At 50.0% G+C, this 16,288-nt stretch carries 17 protein-coding genes and 1 tRNA gene; 1 reads left to right on the forward strand and 17 read right to left on the reverse strand.

Features of this window, described 5'->3' with window-relative positions; genetic code table 11:
• Window position 1: 1 nt before the first annotated feature.
• From rplI to NYE70_RS18040, 15 genes are all read right to left on the reverse strand, one after another.
• Entirely contained in the window at window positions 2–445 is a 444-nt protein-coding gene (gene rplI / locus NYE70_RS17970) for a 50S ribosomal protein L9 (protein WP_211025826.1), read from the reverse strand.
• Window positions 442–2,424, reverse strand: a complete 1,983-nt coding sequence (locus NYE70_RS17975) for a DHH family phosphoesterase (protein ID WP_341047264.1) — start codon at window positions 2,422–2,424, stop codon at window positions 442–444. Before NYE70_RS17975 ends, rplI begins: the two co-directional genes overlap by 4 nt.
• An 11-nt stretch (window positions 2,425–2,435) precedes the next feature.
• Window positions 2,436–3,356, reverse strand: a complete 921-nt coding sequence (locus NYE70_RS17980) for a DUF2232 domain-containing protein (RefSeq protein ID WP_211025822.1) — start codon at window positions 3,354–3,356, stop codon at window positions 2,436–2,438.
• Window positions 3,357–3,362: 6 nt separating this feature from the next.
• Window positions 3,363–3,665: a MazG-like family protein gene (locus NYE70_RS17985; protein WP_211025820.1), complete on the reverse strand. Its 303-nt coding sequence runs from the start codon at window positions 3,663–3,665 to the stop codon at window positions 3,363–3,365.
• A gap of 104 nt (window positions 3,666–3,769) precedes the next feature.
• Window positions 3,770–4,201, reverse strand: coding sequence for a CBS domain-containing protein (locus NYE70_RS17990; protein ID WP_211025818.1), 432 nt, complete (start codon window positions 4,199–4,201; stop codon window positions 3,770–3,772).
• Between the two features lie 148 nt (window positions 4,202–4,349).
• Window positions 4,350–5,447 (reverse strand): LCP family protein, encoded by a 1,098-nt coding sequence (locus NYE70_RS17995; protein ID WP_341047267.1) that lies wholly within the window; start codon window positions 5,445–5,447, stop codon window positions 4,350–4,352.
• Between the two features lie 268 nt (window positions 5,448–5,715).
• Window positions 5,716–6,759 carry an ABC transporter ATP-binding protein gene (locus NYE70_RS18000; RefSeq protein ID WP_341047270.1) on the reverse strand — a complete coding sequence of 348 codons (1,044 nt, stop codon included), beginning with the start codon at window positions 6,757–6,759 and terminating at the stop codon, window positions 5,716–5,718.
• Complete coding sequence (locus tag NYE70_RS18005; RefSeq protein ID WP_341047272.1) at window positions 6,756–7,790, reverse strand: ABC transporter ATP-binding protein; 1,035 nt, start codon at window positions 7,788–7,790, stop codon at window positions 6,756–6,758. The genes NYE70_RS18000 and NYE70_RS18005 overlap by 4 nt, the downstream gene beginning before the upstream one ends.
• Window positions 7,757–8,776, reverse strand: coding sequence for an ABC transporter permease (locus tag NYE70_RS18010; protein WP_341047273.1), 1,020 nt, complete (start codon window positions 8,774–8,776; stop codon window positions 7,757–7,759). The genes NYE70_RS18005 and NYE70_RS18010 overlap by 34 nt, the downstream gene beginning before the upstream one ends.
• Window positions 8,773–9,744: an ABC transporter permease gene (locus NYE70_RS18015; protein WP_341047274.1), complete on the reverse strand. Its 972-nt coding sequence runs from the start codon at window positions 9,742–9,744 to the stop codon at window positions 8,773–8,775. The genes NYE70_RS18010 and NYE70_RS18015 overlap by 4 nt, the downstream gene beginning before the upstream one ends.
• Before the next feature lie 121 nt (window positions 9,745–9,865).
• Window positions 9,866–11,608 (reverse strand): ABC transporter substrate-binding protein, encoded by a 1,743-nt coding sequence (locus NYE70_RS18020; RefSeq protein WP_211025808.1) that lies wholly within the window; start codon window positions 11,606–11,608, stop codon window positions 9,866–9,868.
• 675 nt (window positions 11,609–12,283) lie between these two features.
• Window positions 12,284–12,553 carry a 30S ribosomal protein S18 gene (gene rpsR / locus NYE70_RS18025; protein WP_211025806.1) on the reverse strand — a complete coding sequence of 90 codons (270 nt, stop codon included), beginning with the start codon at window positions 12,551–12,553 and terminating at the stop codon, window positions 12,284–12,286.
• 21 nt (window positions 12,554–12,574) lie between these two features.
• Window positions 12,575–13,066 carry a single-stranded DNA-binding protein gene (gene ssb / locus NYE70_RS18030; RefSeq protein ID WP_211025804.1) on the reverse strand — a complete coding sequence of 164 codons (492 nt, stop codon included), beginning with the start codon at window positions 13,064–13,066 and terminating at the stop codon, window positions 12,575–12,577.
• 45 nt (window positions 13,067–13,111) lie between these two features.
• Entirely contained in the window at window positions 13,112–13,396 is a 285-nt protein-coding gene (gene rpsF / locus NYE70_RS18035; RefSeq protein ID WP_211025802.1) for a 30S ribosomal protein S6, read from the reverse strand.
• Window positions 13,397–13,538: 142 nt separating this feature from the next.
• Window positions 13,539–15,050 carry an RCC1 domain-containing protein gene (locus NYE70_RS18040; RefSeq protein WP_341047278.1) on the reverse strand — a complete coding sequence of 504 codons (1,512 nt, stop codon included), beginning with the start codon at window positions 15,048–15,050 and terminating at the stop codon, window positions 13,539–13,541.
• Between the two features lie 130 nt (window positions 15,051–15,180).
• On the opposite strand from NYE70_RS18040, the gene NYE70_RS18045 reads away from it, so the two are divergent.
• Window positions 15,181–15,378, forward strand: coding sequence for a YjzC family protein (locus tag NYE70_RS18045; RefSeq protein WP_211025798.1), 198 nt, complete (start codon window positions 15,181–15,183; stop codon window positions 15,376–15,378).
• A 389-nt stretch (window positions 15,379–15,767) separates the two neighbouring features.
• On the opposite strand, the gene NYE70_RS18050 is transcribed toward NYE70_RS18045, so the two are convergent.
• Both NYE70_RS18050 and NYE70_RS18055 read right to left on the reverse strand, forming a co-directional pair.
• Window positions 15,768–15,858 (reverse strand) — tRNA-Ser (locus tag NYE70_RS18050).
• 164 nt (window positions 15,859–16,022) lie between these two features.
• Window positions 16,023–16,259 carry a DUF951 domain-containing protein gene (locus NYE70_RS18055; protein WP_341047282.1) on the reverse strand — a complete coding sequence of 79 codons (237 nt, stop codon included), beginning with the start codon at window positions 16,257–16,259 and terminating at the stop codon, window positions 16,023–16,025.
• Window positions 16,260–16,288: the final 29 nt, after the last annotated feature.

A 16,288-nucleotide genomic window follows, 5' to 3' on the forward strand; every position in this document is an offset into this window, starting at 1 on the left:
GTTACTCCTCCGTAACCTGAACCTTGAACGTCGCCTTTACTTCAGGATGAAGCTTAACCGGTACCTGGGTCACGCCCAGCGTACGGATTGGATCGTGCATTTCAATTTTGCGCTTGTCGATCTTCACGCCGGCTTTCTCCAGCGCTTCAGCCACCTGCTTGCTCGTAATCGCTCCGAACAAACGGCCGCCTTCCCCGGCTTTCGCCTTCAGCGTAACCGTCATTTCTTCGAGCTTCTTGCCCAGCGCTTGCGCTTCTTCCTTTTCCTTCTCCTTACGCTTCACTTCAGCCGCCGTTTGATTCTCCAGCGTCTTCACATTGCCGTCAGTAGCCGGACGAACCAGTCCGCGAGGCATCAGAAAATTTTGAGCGTAGCCTTCGGATACCTCTTTGATTTCCCCTTTTTTCCCTTGACCCTTAACGTCCTTCAAAAAGATTACCTTCATTCGAATAACCCCTCTTCCTTATCTATTTCCTCCAGCACGGCCAGCAAACGTTGCTCCGCCTCCGCCTGGGTGCCTTCCAGTTGTACCGCGGCGTTCGTCAAATGCCCCCCGCCGCCAAGCCGTTCCATGACTACCTGTACGTTCATGCTGCCTAAGGACCGGGCGCTGATGCCGATCAGTCCGTCAGGCCGCTCGCTGATGACGAACGAAGCCAGCACGTTCGTCATATTCAGCAGCGTGTCCGCCACTTGAGCGATCAGCAGCTGCGGAATTTTATGGTCTTCCTCCGTCACCGCCAGCGCGATATGCCCATAAATCATCCGGGCATGCTTGATGATGTCGGCCTTGGCGATGTACTCCTGAAGGTCTTCCTTCAGGAGCCGCTGCACCATGGCCGTATCCGCCCCCATCCGGCGGAGGAAGGCGGCCGCTTCAAACGTCCGCGACCCGGTATGCAGCGCAAAATGCTTTGTATCGATTGTAATCCCTGCCAGCAGCGTCGTCGCTTCCAGCGGGCTGAGCTCCACCTTCTCGTGAATATACTGCAGCAGCTCGGTGACGAGCTCGCAGGCCGAAGAGGCATAAGGCTCCAGATAAACCAGCACCGCGTCGTTGATAAACTCCTCGCCGCGGCGGTGATGATCCACCACCACGACCCGCCGGGCGACCTCCACCAGCCGAGGCTCCATCGTAATCGACGCCTTATGGGTGTCGACAACCACGAGCAGCGTGTGCGGGGTCATCATACCGAGCGCCTGCTCCGGCGAGATGAAGCGGCGCGCCAGCGCCTCTTCTTTGTCGACGCGCTCCATCAGGCGCTCGATACCCGGGTTGGGGCCATCCAGCACGATGTGCGCCTCGACCTTGTACATATCGGCGGCCTTCATCACACCGATGGAGGCGCCGATCACGTCAAGGTCAGGCATGTGATGGCCCATGATGATGACGCGGTCGCTCTCCTGCATCAAATCGCGCAGCGCATGCGCGATGACCCTGGCGCGGACCCGCGTCCGCTTCTCTACGGCGCCCGTTTTGCCGCCGTAGAAGGACAACCGCTGACCGGCCTTCACCGCGGCCTGGTCGCCCCCGCGCCCGAGCGCCATGTCCAGACTCGACTGGGCCAGTTCGCCCAGCTCGCTGAAGCGCTCGGTGCCGAAGGCGAGGCCGATGCTCAGCGTCATCGGCACCTTGAGGTCCGCGGTCATCTCGCGGACCTCGTCCAGGATCACGAACCGGCTTTGCTCCAGTTCGTTCAGCGATCTCTGATTCAGCATCATCAGATATCGCTCGGAGGACAAGCGCCGCAAATAAATGCGATGCTGCTTGGCCCATTCCGTGATAACCGATGCCACGCGGGCGATCAGAGCGGTCCGCTGCTGGTCGTCCATGCCTTGCGCGGCTTCGTCCAGATTGTCCAGCATCACGATGCCGAGCGCGGCGCGTTCATTCTCATAGCGTTCGCGCAGCATCGCCAGCTCTGTCATGTCATGCATATAAATCAGCCGCTCATCGTGATCGATGGTCAACTCGTAGTAGCGTTCGTTCGCCACGACTTCTACCGTGGATTTGCCGATTTTGTTGTCCTTCTTGTCCCGAGCCGGCTGCGGCAGCGGAGGCAAAAGCTCGGCCAATGACGAGCCTACTACCGTTTCCCGGCCGAACATCCCGCCGACAAAACGGTTGTGCCATTCTACCACCCGGTCTTCGCTATAAAGCATAATCCCGAACGGCAAACGCCCGATAGCTTCTCCTTCGACGCGTTTGATCCGGTACGTCAAATCCGTCACGTACTTAACCAGATCCCTGCGGAAGCGCCGTTCCGCCTGCAGCATGACGTAAGCCAGCACGCAGACCAGACACAAACTGACCAATCCAAGGATCCAATTATAGTAGGAGACGAATATAATGAGCATCAGCTGGAGCATGAACATCCAAACGGTCTGATAACCGTGCCAGCGCTTTTGCAGTAAACTAGGCATGCCTTCTCACCCTATCGTCTTGGTCTTGTAAGCATCTCACGCAGTGGAAACGCGATGTCCAAAATTCCGACAATGCGCAGCGGCGGAATAAATAACATTGCCACCACAAGAAGTACCGGGATCGCCGGATTCCATTTCCGGTGGTAAGCTGCGAAGAAGAACAGACTTGCCGACTGAATCATGAATAAAAACTGCAGGAGCGGCATCATATTTAGCAATATCGTTCCCATGAAGCCTTGATGAACCGCCTCACCGCCGAACATTTGAATCAGCAGGCCGATCAGATAGTACCAGATCAGCGATCTTGGCAGCCGCCAGTCGCGGACTGGAGGAAGCTTCGGCACAATATGACCCATACTGCCCAGCGTAGGACGGGCAATCGCATGAGCGATAGCCGTAATGACCAGAGCGCAGACGATCATGGTGAACGGAATCAGGCGTACCGTCAGGCTGGATACCTGTTGGCTCAACTCCGGAGACCAGACCACTCCGCTGGATAGCGGACTGTCCGCAACATTTTGCAGCGGTGCCATCGCCGTATTGAGCATTTCCTCAATGGCCACAGCCAGATTAAATTGAAAGAACACCGTGCTGACCAGCAGCACCATCAGGAACAGGGCCATTACTGTACCTGCTCCCGTCAGGATGGTCCGGATGGCGGACGCTCTTTTTTTATACAGATGTCCCATTACGATTCCGGGAATTAAAAAATAAGCAGCCTGCAGCCATATCATCGGTCCGAAAATCAAAGCACTGATGATCCAGACCGGCGCTATATGAAGCACGAACGCTTTAGGCGATAAAGTAGTGTACAGCAGAACGCCCGGCACAATCAGGAAAAAAGCCGTGACGACCGTAAGCGGGGTAGCGAGTGACAACAGGAGCAGCAAATAAACAACGCTCCAGGCCACCGATGTCCAGCGAAGCTTCAAATGGGTTCACCTCTTACGCATATGTTCTTCCAATGTAGATATATCCTGATACCAATCTTCGAGTTGGTGGCCTTCCTGTTTGTGCTTTTTCAACTTTTCCAGGATTGCTTCATCCAAATCCCGATAGGAAACGCCCAGTCTTCGCCCCAATATATAACTGCTGACGATAAGGCTGGCAATACTATCCGTTATCCTTGTCGTGCTGCCTTCCCACAATGCTTTGAATAAACGGGATACGTGATCGACTACTTCGGTTTTTAACCACTCGATCACTTTAGCTCGTTTGGCTACATCCATTTCCCTTTGCATGGCCGACAGCTTCCACCCTCCCCGAAAGGCATTATTCTTCATTATAGCATAAAGCAATCCCGGCAAGGGACGCAAACGGTCGCAGCAAGTTTTAACAATAGGACCTAGTTATTGCTTCGAACCGAAGCATCGCGAGCCACGAATTTCTCGCAGTATTCAATGATTTGGCTCCGGCGGACGATGCCGATAAACCGGCCCATATCATCCACGACCGGCACAAAGTTTTGCACTTTCGCCAAGTTAATCAGGTCTTCCATATCGGCGTCGATCGATACCGGCTTGATATCCATTTTAAGAGGAACGTCCCGCAGGAGAAATTTTGAAGCGGTCTCAAAAGTGACCTTGCCGGCCGAATTTTTCATATACCACAGCAAATCGCCTTCGGTAACCGTTCCGACGTAAACTCCATCCCTGCCAAGAATCGGTACCGCTGTGTACCGGTGAAATTCCATTCGTTCGAGCGTCTGCCGTAAGGTCGAATCCAAAGTAACAGCCACGACATCATTTTTCGGCAGTAAAAAAAACGCAATATTCATGAGAAAAATATCCTCCTCTACCTTGCTTATAAGCAATGCTTTCGTTCTTCAAATGGCGCGAAATCGGCAGCCGGTAAACCGGACTGCCGAAGGATTCGCGGAATGTATGAATGCTGATTCGCAATGTTGAAAATGATATAAGTGCTGACTACTTCGCTTGAGCAGATGTTCCCGCAGATTCCTTCTCGTTCGTATCCTTCGTCCCGTTCTCCGCCTCATCGGCGGCTTTTTCCCGGGCATCCGGCATCAGCAGTTGTTCCGTTTTAGTATCCGGATCCGTCCAGTTGGTGATCAATTGCTTAGCAAATTCAAGATCCTCTTCATTGGCCGCGTCATAATATACCCCGTTCTTGCGGAAGCCTTCCCCCATAATGGTAAATCCGTTGATCGACGGGGCATCTCCCAGCAGAACTTTCTTCGAGAGGTCAATAATGTAACTTGGCATCATGTCGGTTTTAAAGTTTTCCCCCAGCATATCCATGAGATCGGGGATCTTCGAAACCTGGTCCAGTTTCAGCATCCGGTCCACGATGGCGCTCAGGAACACCTGATGCCGCTTCGTCCGGTTAAAGTCGCTATCCTCGCGATAGCGGGTGTAGTTTAATGCTTCCTGTCCGTCATACAGCGGCTTTCCAGCTTTGATCGTAAACTTCTCGTGATCCTTCTGTTTGTTGACGATATCTTTCGTAATCGGCAATTCGATTCCGCCGAGCGCATCGACTACTTCACGCAGTCCCTCGAAGTTGATGGCCGCATAATAATCGACCGGGCTGCCGAGAAAGTTCTCAACCGTATCCTTGGCCATCTTTTCGCCGCCAAACGCATATGCATGATTAATTTTGTCTTCCTTGTCCCTGCCGACAATTTCCGTGTACGTGTCCCGGGGAATGGAAACCAACAATACCTTGGATTCTTCCGGCCGGACCACCGCGTAAATCATCGTATCCGAACGGGCCGGTTCATTCGCCCGCTGGTCCACCCCGAGCAGGAGAGCGCTGAACGGCTCCATCTTCTGCTCTTTGACGACCGGCTTCGGCTTCGCTTGCTCTCCTTCAAGCGGAGCATAGGACTTCTCCAGCTTCTTCTCGACCTGGCCGGAAAGGAATAAATCGAACGCCATGACGGCCAGCGGCTTGCGGAACAAATATCCCCCCGCTCCAAGAACGACAAGTGCCAGCAGCACAATTAGCGCCTTTTTGCCCCGGCTCCCTTTTTTCTTTACCCTTTTATCTCTTTGTTTCATCATATGCCTCCATCAGTGTTGATTATTTCTTATATAAGCATTCAGACGACGACTTTAATAACTAAATACCCTACCGTTTCGTACTATACCATATAGACGAATTTGGGCACAACAAAGTTACCTCCCCAAATATGGGTATAGGACGATAAATTCACCCTTTTTTGACTGTTTTGTGCACAACATTATTTTCTAATCTATTCCTTATATAACCATAAAAAAAGGCTCGCCCCCAAGAATAGAGGACGAGCTTTGCTAAACTTTCTTGATTTAATTAATTTACGCCTCCAGAATCGCCCTTCACTAACGGAAAATGACAAGCAACCTGCCGGCCTGGCATAATCTCCTCCAGCAACGGCTCCACTTGGGAGCATTTTGCTTGCGCTAAAGGACATCGCGTATGGAAACGGCAACCGGAAGGCGGATTGGCCGGTGACGGTACATCCCCCTGAAGGACGATCCGCTCCTGCCGGCGCCCCGGGGTCGGCTTTGGAATCGCCGATAACAGGGCTGCCGTGTAAGGATGCAACGGTGCGGCAAACAGCGTTTCCGTTTCCCCCACTTCTACCAGCTTGCCCAGATACATGACGCCGACCCGGTCGGAAATATGCCGGACCACGTTAAGACCGTGTGCGATGAACAAAAAGGTGAGGCCGAGCTCCTTTTGCAGCTTCATCAGCAGGTTGATGACCTGCGATTGAACAGAAACGTCCAACGCGGATACCGCTTCATCCGCCACAATGAATTGAGGATGCAGTGCAATCGCGCGTGCAATGCCGATCCGCTGCCGTTGGCCGCCGGAAAATTCATGGGGATACCGGTTACGGCGCGAGGCATCCAGACCTACCATCTCCATCAATTCGACAACCTGTTCATCGATTTCTTTCCCGGACATTTTCCGATGAACGCGCAGCGGTTCCCCGATAATGTCCTTCACCAAAAAGCGCGGATTCAACGACCCGAACGGATCCTGAAAAATAATCTGCATTTCCTCGCGAAGCTCTCGCAATTCTTTTCCGCCCATTTCATGAATATTCCGTCCGTTAAAGATCACTTCACCTTCCGTCGCTCCCTGAAGCCGAAGAATTACCCGTCCAAGCGTAGATTTGCCGCACCCTGATTCACCAACGAGTCCGAACGTCTCGCCTTTCCGGATCGTCAGGGACACGTCGTCCACCGCTTTGACCTGACCGACTACCCGGCTCAGCAATCCTTTATGAATGGGGAAATACTTCTTCAGGTTACGGACATCAATGATTACATCCTCCGTTGCCGCTTCACCTGTAGTTTGTTTATTGAGCGTGACTTTCGTACTCATGCGCGCTTCACCTCATCTCTGCCGCCTCTGCCGTCAACGAGTGCCACAGGCCGATCTTCAAACAGCCAGCAGGCGGCCCGATGATCGTCCCCATCCCCGACTAAAAAGTCGAAGGGTTCCTTTTGGCGGCAAATATCCATGGCGTGCGGACACCGCGGGTTAAAGCGGCACCCGGCAGGAAGTTGACCTATAGGCGGAATCGTTCCCCGGATCGTGTACAGCTCTCTGCCGCGCTCCCCTTCAAAACCGGGAATAGACTGCAGCAGACCTATGGTATACGGATGGCTCGGATTGTTGAAAATATCCTCCACAGGCCCTTCTTCTACAATTGCACCTGCATACATGACTGCTACGCGATCTGCCATCTCCGCCGCAACCCCCATATCATGGGTGATGAGCAGGATAGACATGCCCAGCTCGGCCTGTAGTTTGCGGAGCAGGTCCAGAATCTGGGCTTGAACCGTCACGTCAAGCGCCGTAGTCGGCTCGTCGGCAATCAGCAATTCCGGTTTGCATGCGAGCGCAATCGCAATGACCACGCGCTGGCACATCCCGCCGGAAAGTTCATGCGGGTACTGCTTTGCCCGGATTTCCGGAGCTGGAATGCCTACCGTACGCAGCATTTCGACCGCAGCTTCCCAGGCCTTGTCACCGCTCATGTTCTGATGCAGACGCAAGCTTTCCGCAATCTGTTCCCCGACCGTAAACACCGGGTTCAGCGAGGACATCGGATCCTGAAAGATCATGGCGATCCGGTTCCCCCGGATATGACGCATTTCTTCCTGGCTCTTTAACGCCAGATCCTGTCCGTGGTACTCAATGCTTCCATCCGCGATCACTCCGCCGGCATAATCAATCAGCCGCATCACGGCGAGCGAAGTGACACTCTTTCCGCTGCCGGATTCGCCGACCAGACAGACGGTCTGCCCTTGACGAATGGACAACGAAATCTCATCGGTTGCTTTGACCAGCCCTTTATCGGTTACGAATCCAACCGTCAGTTTCCGGATTTCGAGTAGTTTTTCCGCCATAACTTCAGCCTCCTCCGGGTTTTGCTCATGCTTTGCCGAGGGTCAAGTGCATCCCTGATCCCGTCGCCGATAAAGTTGACCGCGAGCACAACTAACAATATACATAGACCTGGATATAAGGCCTGCAATTTATCAACCAGCATAAATTCCTGCGCATTGCTGAGCATGACTCCCCAGCTGGTTGCCGGAGACTGAATGCCGAGCCCAAGATAAGATAATGCCGATTCACTCAAAATGGCGCTGCCTACCATCAAGGTAGCATTTACGATAATCGGAAAGCTCGCATTGCGCAGCAAGTGTCTGAAGATGATCCCCCAGCTGGAAACCCCGATTGCCCGGGCCGCCTCCACATACTGCATTTCTCTGAGCTGCAGGAAGTTCCCGCGTACAAGGCGCGCAATACTCATCCAACTCGTAAAGGCCAAAATCATAATCATATATTTGATTTCTGAGCTAAAAATCGCAAGTACAAGAATATTCAGGAACAGGGTTGGTACCGAGTTCATGACGTCAACCAATCTCATAAATATCGTATCGACCCATCCGCCGAAATAACCGGATATCGCACCTACAATAGAACCGATAATTACCGATGCGATCGCCACGGAGAACCCGATCATAAGTGATATGCGCGCACTATAGAGCAGTCTAGTAAAAATATCGCGTCCCAGCTCATCCGTGCCGAGCAAATGTCCATCCGCACCAGGTTTCAGATTCGGGAACATCAAATCAATCCGGGCAGGATCGTACTTCGATATAAAAGGAGCCAATAATGCCATTACCACAAAAAAGATCAATACTACAAGCCCGGTCATCGCATAAGGATTTCGGGAAAATTTACTCCATAGCATTCTCCATGGACCCGGAGGCCTTTGGGAGAGGATTGCCGGCGAAGGATCGTAGGATTCCGGGGGAAGTCCGAATGGAGCGGCAACCAACGGATCCGTACCCGCTCCAGCAGATGTTTCGGCTTTCATATCACTCATGCTGATTTCCCCCCTTTGCCGCTGATTTTGACGCGCGGGTCAACCACGGCATAAAGAATGTCGGCCAGCAGGTTCCCGATAATCACGATAACCGCTGTTACGATTGTAATCGCCATTAGTACGGAGTATTCGCGAGCCAAGGCATTCTCAACATAGAACCTACCCATACCCGGCCAGTTGAACACATTTTCCGTCAGCGCAGCACCCGCCACCAGAATCGGTAAATCCAGCCCGATTACTGTAATGATCGGAATCAGCGCATTACGGAGCGCATGGCGGAAGACCACCTTACGTTCCTTGACCCCTTTGGCGCGTGCCGTACGGATATAATCCTGGTCAAGCACTTCCAGCATACTGGCACGTGCGTATTTCATATAGGAAGCAAGGAATCCTAGAGCAAGCACGGAGACCGGTAACACGAGATGCATGAACAAGTCGCCGATATCCCCCTCTTTGCCTCGGGAATGCATGTCCGAAAGCGGGAACCAATCGAGTTCCAACGACAGCCACTGCTGAAGCAGAATCCCGAACCAAAAACTCGGCATCGCAAAACCTAAATAAGAAATAAAGGATGAGGTCTGGTCGGATAAACCATATTCTCTCGTACTATTATAAATTCCCCATGGAATTGCGATGATCAAGGAAACGAACCAGGCAACTCCCATTAATATGAGCGTGTTAGCCATCCGCGGCCAGAGCAGATCACCGACCGGAATGTGATTTTTGAAAGTGTAGCCCAAATCACCTTGAAGCAGACCGCCCACCCATTTTATGTATTGAATCGGGATCGGCTTATCAAGCCCCATATTTGCTTTTTGCTGTGCCATCGCTTCCGGCGACAAACCGGGCGCCAGCATGACCTGTGTGGGACCCCCAGGAGCCGCATGAATCAGAAGAAAAGTAGCGACAGTAATTAAAAAAATGACCAATACCGATTGCAACAGGCGACGGACCAGATATTCTGTCATTGTTCTATCCTCCTATAAATTGCAAGGTATAGAATCTCCGAATAATCCTCTTCCCCTAAAGGAGAAGGAGAAAGAGACATTCTCTTTCCCCTCCGGTGATTCTATTTCCTGTATCCGTTCCTTAGTCGGTTACCCACCATTTGATAGCGTGGAAGTATTGACCATATCCAAGCGATGGTTCAGGACGATCTTCTTCAGCCCAATGAACTCTTGGACCCGTACCGATAGCCTGACCATATTGATAGAGGAACACGTATGGCAGATCGGTCGAGATTTCCTTAGCCACTTCCTTGTAGATTTCTTTCCGTTCATTTTGATCAACGGTGGAATATCCGTCAATCCACAACTGGTCCAGCTTCTCATTCTTATACCAGCCGCTGTTTTGTCCAGCCGGCGGGAAGTATTTGGAGGAGAAGATGCTCTCCGAGTCCGGATCCGGCGTATTCAACGACCAAGCCAGCAGCAACGCCTGGTATTTGCCCGGTGTTACGTTTTGATCGATCCAAGCTGCGAAATCGATAGCCTTCGGTGTTGCTTCAATGCCTACATCTTTAAGGTTCTGTTGAATAACGGCCGCAACTTGTTCCCGGCGGCTGTTCCCCGCATTATATTGAAGCTCGAACGAGAAGCGATGTCCGTCCTTCTCAAGAATACCGTCTTTACCGGCAACCCATCCGTCTTCAGCCAAGAGCTTCTTAGCTGTTTCCGCATTGTAATCATAGTTTACAGCCGCGTCTTTCGGGTCAGCCCATGTATCCGGCAGGAACGGAGCATTCATCAGCGCACCGACACCTTTAAGGATGTTATCGACCATTCCTTGACGGTTCAAAGCGTGAGCAATCGCCTGTCTTGTTTTTTGACCTTCGAACAATCCGTAATTGTCAGGGAAGTTCTTCGGATCAAAGTTGAAGTTGAGATATTCATACTGTGCACCCGGTTTTTCAATAATAGCGATTTTGTCGTTTCCTTTAACCGCTTCTACCTGGGTAACCGGAATTGCGCTGATATGGTCGGTGTCGCCTTTCAGCAACGCTTGAACTTCTGTATTTTGATCGGCATAAATTTTATAAATTACTTGTGCGATATGCGGTTTGACTTCACCCCAGTAGTTCGGATCCGCATCCATCGTATGGCTCTCGCCTTGTTTCCATGCTGTCCATTTCCATGGCCCGTTCGTTACCGTTTTCGCCGGATCGGTACCATAGGCATTTTTTTGGAGTTCTGTGACAGGGATATCTTTCAATACATGAGCCGGTATCAATTCTACTACTAACGAGTACTGGAATGGTGCGTATATTTGCTTCAGTGTGATACTTACGGTTTTGTCATCCACTTTCTCAATTTTATCTACTTTATCCATAAGGCTTATGCCAGGAGCACCTGCTTCCGGATTCCGGATCGTATCGATCGTAAAGATAATATCGTCCGCCGTTACCGGTTGGCCGTCGCTCCATTTAGCCGAATCTTTCAATTTAACAGTGTATGTCTTTCCGTCTTCAGATACCTTAGGGGCTTCAGCTGCAAGCGACCACGGTTCTGCAGTTACATTTCCTTCACGGTTCAAATCATACAGTTTGGCGAACAGAAATTGAGCCACATCGCCTGAGGAAGTATCATTAATAAATACAGGATTAAGACTTACAATATCGGAGAATGTACTAAGCGTAATCGTTCCGCCGTCAACCGGCTGGTCGGCCGCAGGAGGCGCCTCTGTCTGTGTGTCATTTTCTTTATTGGTGTTATTCTCTGTAGCGGGCGGGGTAGATGTAGAAGCATTGTTATTGGTACTGCACCCGGTAAATAAAATACCAACCAGAGATACTATAAGCAGAACAGACCACCAATTCATCCTTTTTAACTTCATACCAAGACTCCTCCTTCAGAATATGTAGCTGACATTTTATAAAGCCGTCATTCAGGAAATCCGTGAAGCGCTTTCTTTCTATAATCCCCCCTTGTTCCTTACGAATCTGTGTTCTTTATATAACTTTCGCCACGGGTTGGTACCTCGATTTTCTACACAAAATCGAACCTTACCTTAAGCGTAGTTGCCAATGAAAGAAGTATTGCTACAGCAGGAATAAATGAGATCATTACGATTGTTGGTTTCTTGGTTTCATGAATTTAATAGGCAATCGATGTCAGGTCTTGGAAGTATAGCTTGAGAACATGCGGTGAATTCAAAATAGTTTGATTTGGTATCTTGTTAAGGACCAGCATTCAACTATATCTATGAGGAAGTATACAAAAGAAGATTAAACATAGTATAAAACTTATGTTAATGAGATAAAGCGTCAAAGCGTCAATATAAACCACTGGTTAATAAGGTGTTGAGAAACCCCGTAAAGACTGGGGAAAATCCCCAACTTGATTATTGTAAATAATACATGTTAATTAACCTTACGTCAATATCTTTTTAGGCTATTTTTTACCTGCTTTTAGCATGACAGAATTCGTCAAATCTAGGGATTTCACTCTCATTTAGAACAAAAAAACAGCCGGATCCATGAGGATTCGGCTGTCTCTTTCATACCGCCAATTACTCCGTAGTGTACGGAAGCAAAGCGATTTGACGGGAGCGTTTGATTGCAACAGTCAAAAGACGTTGGTATTTAGCGCTCGTACCTGTTACACGACGTGGCAAAATTTTGCCGCGCTCACTGATGAATTTCTTCAACAGTTCAGTATCTTTATAGTCAATGTGAGTAATCTTGTTCACAGTGAAGAAGCACACTTTACGACGTTTGTTACGGCCGCCGCGGCGAGCCGGTCTCTTGTCGTCTCCGCCTTCTCTTTGTTTGAAGCTCATGCTATTCAGTCCTTTCCGTAATTAAAATGGCAAATCATCATCCGAAATATCGATCGGCTTCCCGTCATCGGAGAAAGGATCATTTTGATTGCCGCGCGAGAAATTGTTGCTGCGACCGGTGTTGCCACCGCCACTGCCACTACCTCCAAATGGAGTCTCCTCACGTTGTCCTCCGCCACCTGCTCCGCCTTCGCGGTTCGACTCCAAGAAACGGACATTATCGGCAATGACTTCGGTGACGTAAACACGTTTACCTTCGTTATTTTCGTAATTCCGTACTTGAATACGTCCTTCCACAGCCGTCAGACGACCTTTGCGCAAATAGTTTGCGCACGTCTCAGCGAGCTGTCTCCAGGTTACGACCGGAATAAAATCCGCTTCGCGTTCTCCGCCTTGCGAGGTAAAGGGTCTGTCCACGGCAATCGTGAACTGAGTGACCGCTACACCGGATGGCGTATAACGCAGCTCCGGATCCTTGGTAAGACGTCCGATCAGAATGACACGGTTCAACAATCAAATCCCCTCCTTCGGGCTTCTTGTTTTACAAAACTTGAAGAATTAGGCTACGTCTTTTGTAATGAGATAACGGATAACCTCGTCGGAAATCTTCAGAATCCGCTCAAGCTCAGCAACTACATCAGGAGTAGCTGTAAAGTTGACGAGTACGTATACTCCGTCACGGATCTTGTTAATCTCATACGCAAGCCGGCGTTTGCCCATTACATCATGCTTCGTAATTTCTCCGCCGTTCTGGATGATGCCTTGGAATTTTTCGACTACAGCTTGAACAGCTTCTTGTTCAAGGTCAGGACGAATAATGTACATCACTTCGTATTTGCGCATCTGGTTCACCTCCTTGTGGACTATGGCCCCCAACTTGTTCCTCTTGGGAGCAAGGAACGAGTCTAAACTCGCACCATAGTAGTATATCAAATCGGGAACCGCGGCGCAAGAACCCAAAATATGTTGCTCGTAGTTTCTTAAGTTACTTTACTTTGACTCCCATACCTTGTTGTCCAAAAGCATTGTCATATCCGCTAACCCATAGCTTTCCGCCGCTGATCCAAAAGATATTCCGGCTCGTATTTTCAATAAAGCTTACGTTTTTATTCAAGTCTCCGAGGCGCGGATAAGTATTGAAGGTCAGCAATTCCTTGTTTTGGGTCAGCAGCAGGACGCCGTTTACCGTTAATGACACCGAGGTGTAATTCAGCTTCTTGCCGGCCGCACTCCAGCCTGTTTCTTTATTGTATCTAAGCGCCATATTCGTAAGATTCGTAGGTTTAACCAGTTTGGCGGGAACCTTCTGTCCAAGCTGTCTTGCCGAATTGTCCCCATATCCCCACAACTCGCCTTTTTTGTCTATGGCAATGATATATTCATCATTCGTATTGGCGGCATCGAACTTTTGGATATCCTTGAACCCGGCGATTTGCTCGGCTTTGGTCGTCTGCCCTTCTACAATGGCATTATTCCAACCCCATAGGGTGCCGTCCTTCTTTAAAGCGTAGCCTTTATGATTGCTCATGGATACCGCCACTGCGTCCTGGATTAATATTTTTCTGTAATGATTATGTACGAATTCTCGCGCATCCTCATTAGCCCAACCAACTCCGCCCATTTGATAAACGTTCCCGGCCTTTGTCAGAAGAGCAACCCCCCGATTAAATGCGTTCATATCGGCAATCGGCTCATCAATCAATGTGATCTTGATCGGTACCCCGGTAACGGTCTTTATGCCGAGATCCTTCAGGTCTCCCCAACCGTATAATTCTCCGTCCGTTGTAATATATAAGGAGAATTTATCCCCTGCTTCAATCTTCCGGATTTTGGGGTTGGTGGTAATGAGCGTTGGCGGAAGCACCGGCATTTCGCTCTCGTTGATTTCGTGGTTCGTGTTCTTCCCCCATCCATAAAGTTGGCCTTCCTTTCCGAGCGCCAAGGTATGGGCTTCACTGGCGGCTACGGACACGGGTGAGGCTACAGCTTTCAACTGGGTTGGTTCTTTGACGACAGTAGCTTGCGATCCGACTCCGTATTGTTCAAATTTAATGGGCACGGGTTCCTGGTAGCCCTCGCGATACTTTTCATATCGGCTTGGCGTCTCGTAACGATCCCGGTAATCCGGCAAAGATGTCGCAGCCTGCGCGCCTCCCGGTACGGTCACATAAACTCCTATGCCGTAATTGTATTTGGAGAACCTGGATTCCTTGAACACCTCTTCTTTAAAAGCAGGCGTGACCAAGTGATAATAACCGTCTTTATTTACCGTTACAGTAGCGGAGAAAAAGGCCTTCTCATCTTCGTCCCTCAACTCGATACTCAAAGATGAAGCTTTAGCCAATCCTTCAACCAGGATGGAGTTATCTTCATTTCGCTGGGTGAATATTTCAATCCATTCTCCAAGGGCCTGCACCGGGCTAACCGATATAGGCATTAGTGGAATAACGAGCGCCATGATGACCATTATGATCAATCCTCTCATACGCCTTGCCATCTTCAATCATCCTCTCTGCCATGTTTATGTATGTAAATAATTATCGGCTCTGACTTGTACATGATTAAGTCCGCATTACAAACACTATGTTTGATTCCCCCTCTTCGGGGCAGAAAGGAGGAACAATAAAATGGGCGAGCAAACCGAATTCGAACCGGGCGACAAAGCGCCGAACCCGGGCATTTATGTTGAAGTCAGCGAGGCGCGCAGCTTCCATACCCAAATTCAGAATCCCAAACGGGTTACCTTGGAGCGTGGAGAGACATTTCCTGAGACCACGAATAAGGACAGAAAGTGGAAAAAGGCCGAAAAAGCGCGCGTACACTAAGGTTTTTGCCGGATAGCTGAATTTTAAAATTTTCGTGTATAGAACCCTGCATCCTGCACATAATACAATCAGACGGCGTTGCCAAGAGAGGTGTGGTTCCGTTGGAGGTATCAGCGAGCAACATTACTCAGGAGTCTTATTCACTACGATTTAGAAGCCAAGATCTCGGGTTAGTGAAGACCCCTCTTCTTTAGTCCGGGTTGCCAAAGCAAACATCGACCGTTTCTTAGGTTGTGAGACAAGAATTCCAAATAAGCTCGCCGTCGACCAGAAAAAGGACCCGCAAGGGTCCTTTTCGGTTTGATTAGAAACTAAGTTTGGATGATGTGCCAATAAAACAAAAAAACCTTCCGTGTATTCACACGAAGGGTTTGATCATTTCAAGTTAATGGCGGAGAGGGTGGGATTCGAACCCACGCACGCCTTGCGACGCCTAATTGATTTCGAGTCAACCCCCTTGGGCCTCTTGGGTACCTCTCCATTTAACAAGCAAGAATGATTGTACCATGCTTTTTTTTAAATTGCAATACTTTCTCTTTATGATGAGAATTGATCGGCGAAAAGCTGCCGGAGGGCCTCATGTTCAAGCGTTTATTCACCTGAAATCGAAGCCCTCTCCTCTTCCAGCTTCGCGCTTTACAGGGCTAATTGAGAGCCCCCCCCGCCCCGTCGTTTTGGCCTGGATCCTCGGAAGCTGATCGCAGCACTTTGCGCATGTTTTTTTCAAATTTTGCCCGCGGGACGAGCACACTGTGCTTGCAGCCTACGCATTTGATTCGGATATCCATGCCCATCCGGATAATCTCCATCTCATTGCTGCCGCAAGGATGGTTCTTCTTCATTAATACTACATCGCCCAATTGAAAAGATTTCCGTTCCATTTGTCCCCCTCCTGCACTTTAACCCGATT

Origin of the sequence: Paenibacillus sp. FSL R5-0407 (assembly GCF_038009185.1) — a bacterium.
GTDB lineage: Bacteria > Bacillota > Bacilli > Paenibacillales > Paenibacillaceae > Fontibacillus > Fontibacillus vini.